2 protein-coding genes and 1 pseudogene are annotated in these 3797 nt (G+C 45.3%); 2 read left to right on the plus strand and 1 reads right to left on the minus strand.

Annotated features, from left to right (window positions below; all coding sequences use genetic code 11):
* Nucleotides 1-793, plus strand: a pseudogene (locus tag VK541_RS08045) (hypothetical protein); the annotation flags it as partial.
* 82 nt (nucleotides 794-875) lie between these two features.
* A complete protein-coding gene (locus VK541_RS08050) occupies nucleotides 876-2096 on the plus strand; it encodes a dicarboxylate/amino acid:cation symporter (RefSeq protein ID WP_324368710.1) in 1221 nt (406 codons plus the stop codon).
* Here the strand turns inward: VK541_RS08050 and VK541_RS08055 are convergent.
* A partial coding sequence (locus VK541_RS08055) for a peroxiredoxin family protein (protein ID WP_324368712.1) occupies nucleotides 2093-3797 on the minus strand: 1705 nt, incomplete at its 5' end. The two genes, VK541_RS08050 and VK541_RS08055, sit on opposite strands and share 4 nt — an antisense overlap.

The raw sequence follows: 3797 nt of genomic DNA on the forward strand, positions 1-3797 counted from the left end.
CCTGATGAAAGAAAACCAGATTGCACTCCGCGAGGTAGTCATTAAAAATGACCCCGTGAAGGATAAATATATGGACCTCTTTCTCAAAAACTTTCTGGGCCAGTCTCCCGGCGCCAGGTCCTGCGAACTGCTAAATCCTGAAGTGCTCAATTTCAGCGCATACTCACCCTTTGTAGAAGTCAACAGCGACGATTTTCTGATCATTGAAAACCACAATCTCGGTTATCGCATCAAATACCTGCTGAGAAACTTTAAGTTCAACCGGGCATCATTGGTGGCCAACTTCACCGGCGAATGCACATTTGAAAATCTTGAAGGAACAGAAGAACAAAAACAGAAATGGACGAAGAACAGAAAACAAGCCTATTTCGGCTCCATGATGCATTATTTCAGGTCACTTTACAGGAATGAACTGCAAGAAAACGGATTTTTCACTTACAAGGTGCAAAACGACGGAATACCTCCCCTGACCGTCCGTGACCAACCATTAAACGCAGATCAAATCGCTAAACATACAGACAGCAAAATGATGACCGTTAAATTTCCAGGGAAGATCTATACCATATACGACACCTACGACCGCCTGTCAGAGGACCCTAAAGTCAATAAAAAACGGATCAAGGCATCAATCACCCGTGGCACAGGCTCACAGGTTTATCTTTACCTAAATAATGCTTCAGTCGATGCAAAAGGCAGTATTGTTGACTACAGAAGTTTCCTGATCCAGGGATACTGGGGCGGAAAGAGACTCGGTGACCAGCTTCCCTTTGAATACGATCCTGCTGCGAAATAAAACACACCCACAAACTGTCTGAACAGTAAATTCAAAAATATCTTGCTAAATTAGAGCAGTCACCATCCAGATAAGTAATGGCATGAACAGCACCTTCAAAAATTACAGCGGCATCACCTGGCTGCTCGTTGGCATTACACTCGGCAGTATCTGCGGAATCGTTTTCGGCAAGCAGGCAGAAATACTCAAACCCATAGGCGATATCTTTCTCAACCTGCTATTTGTGGCAGTGATCCCGCTCGTATTCTTTGTCATCTCCTCGGCAATAGCCAATATCGAAGGGGGCCAGAAACTAAACCGGATCCTCACCATCATGTCCCTGGTATTCCTGGGCACACTGGTCCTCGCTGCACTGCTCACCATCACAGCTGTCAGTCTGTTCCCAGTTCATCAGGAAGTTGCCAAAACAGCACTGCCGATACTCGAAGAAACCAACGGTAAACTCACTGGCGATGCCATCACAAAATTGTTTACCACAGGCGAGTTTTACCTGCTGCTTTCTCGCAAGAACATGCTGGCGCTGATCATTATCGCCATACTAGTTGGCTTTGGCACTTTAAAATCAGGACAGCAGGGAATCGCCTTCAGGAACTTTCTAAACTCAGCCAATGAAGTCTTTAAAAATGTTTTCATCATCATCATGAAAGCAGGACCAGTCGGACTGGGCGCCTATTTTGCTTACCAGGTCGCCGTATTCGGGCCCGAACTGTTTGGCTCCTACGCACACATCCTTGGCATAGGCTACGGAGTCAGCATCTTCTATTATATCGTATTCTTTAGTTTCTATGCCTTCATTGCCGGAGGGATAAAAGGCATCCGCCGGTACTGGCAAAACAATATTGTACCATCAGTTACAGCCGTAGCCACCTGCAGCAGCATCGCTACCCTGCCAGCAAACCTGGCCGCAGCAAAAAAGATGGGCATCAATGAAGTCATCGCAGGCATCACCATTCCGCTTGGAGCAACACTGCACAAAGACGGCTCCAGCATCTCCTCCATTTTAAAAATGACCGTCGTATTTGCCATGTTTGGCAAGAGCTTTAACAGTGCCGAGGTCATCCTGCTTGCCCTGGGAATCACTGTATTGGTCAGCATAGTAGAAGGCGGCATCCCAAATGGAGGTTATATTGGCGAACTACTCTTTATATCAGCCTACGGCTTTCCACCAGAAGCGCTCCCGCCTGCCATCATCATCGGCACCCTGATCGATCCCGTAGCCACACTGCTCAATGCCACCGGCGATACCGCTGCCGCAATGGTCATCAACAGGTTTACGCAGGGAAAAAATCAGCAAGACAATTAACTTCCACCATATTTTAATGCAGCCCTCAGTTCCCTGGTAAAGTTATGGGCTGTAGTCCTGTTTGATACCGGATATGATTTGTACCTGACTATGCCTTTAGGATCAATCACATAAAACTGACCAGGTGAACCTGCACTGTAGGTATCCGACATGTAAAAGAAGCAGTGACCTGAATTTCGTGAATCATGATGGTACTGATCTACCAGCACAGGAAAATGATAACCTGCCGTTTTTACAAACTGAGTTATCACCTGCATCCGTGATCGCGTCCGGCTCGCCTCATCTGCCTCAAATGCTGGAGTCCGGTCAATACCCACCAGGACGATGTCGCTCCTGTTCTTAAATTCGTTATAGACTTTATCAAATTCATTGTTCCAAATCAGATTTATCTGCTGATTGTTTTTGGAATTAAAAAAATAGAGCACCACTGTCTTCCCTTTATGCTGCGACAACCTAAAAGGCTGCCCACCCAAATTATCAAGAGTAAAATCTATACTTTTTAAATTGAGCTTACTGTACACTGGCAACTGATATGCAAGGTTAACACTGTCTGTAAGCCGCTGGTAAAGCTGCTCATACCTGCGCTCGTCCGGTTCCAGTTTGAGAAACGACAAACGGTGGGCAGCTTTAACCGGATCCGATAAAATATCTGCCTTTAGGCAACTATCCGCAACTGAAAAGGCACTTTTATAGTCCCCGGCCTCCAGCAAATACTTCAGGTAATGCTCATTAACTTCTACACCGGATGATTCCGTATGTCTCGCCTCCCTTATTTTTTGAAGAGCGCCCTTTAGATCACCTTTTGCATAAAGTACTTGCGCATATAAATCTAATTGCGAAGACTTTATATATTTTAATCCATTGTCCTTTAGATGATAGGGCTGATCTGTAAAAGGCTGAAATTGGTAGGTATATAAGTCCAATGCTTTTTGAACAAACGATACCGCTGTATCCAGTACACTCCCTTTAGACAGCAACCGGTTGGCGCCATTCAAATAAGCCTGCTTTAACACATATTTTGACCGGATTTTTCTGATATACATTGCCGCTTTTTCCAGCTGTCCACTTTCCAGCTCCATCCTGCTTCGCTGGCTGTAGATCTGATCCAGTCCTTCTTTCGCATATTCAGACCTAAACCTGCGCTCCATTTCGGCCAGTTTTTGCTCATAGAGCGCTCCTGATTTCCCCAGTTCATTCCTTGCTTCGGCAAATGCAAGATCTCCCTCAGGATATTTAGCCAGCAACTGAGCTTTCAAGTCCTCCCTGCCAGTAAGCCAGAAAAAACGTCCGGTAAGGTTGTATAACCGGGTTAAAAATCGATCATTCTTCGCATTTTGCAGCGAATCCCGCCAGTCTTTATTGATCTCTCTAATGATCAAGCTGTCCGGTTTAATCGCCGCACTTTCGAAATAGTCAAGTAAATACTTAGCGCGCAATTGCGGATTTAGTTTAAACTCCCTTCGATAGAGCAACCGGGCTATTTCCGACTGTAAGTTGCTGTTGTAATCCGGCCTTTTATAATTAACAGCCGCTGAAGCCAGAGCGCCAGGTAAAGGTTTGCCATCCTTATAAACCAAAAACAACAACGGTTCATCGACATCCCTCAGATTGTTTTCTGGTTTGATAGAAAATGAAAGTACCGAATCCGGAACAGTAAAATTCCCCTCGATACCCTTTGCGGTCTTCGTTATTTTAAGCGTC

The sequence above is a fragment of the Pedobacter sp. genome (assembly GCF_035317785.1).
Lineage (GTDB): Bacteria > Bacteroidota > Bacteroidia > Sphingobacteriales > Sphingobacteriaceae > Pedobacter.

Excerpts from the sequence above, each read along its gene's own strand:
- VK541_RS08050 (WP_324368710.1), top strand. The coding sequence starts at position 876 with ATGAACAGCACCTTCAAAAATTACAGCGGCATCACCTGGCTGCTCGTT.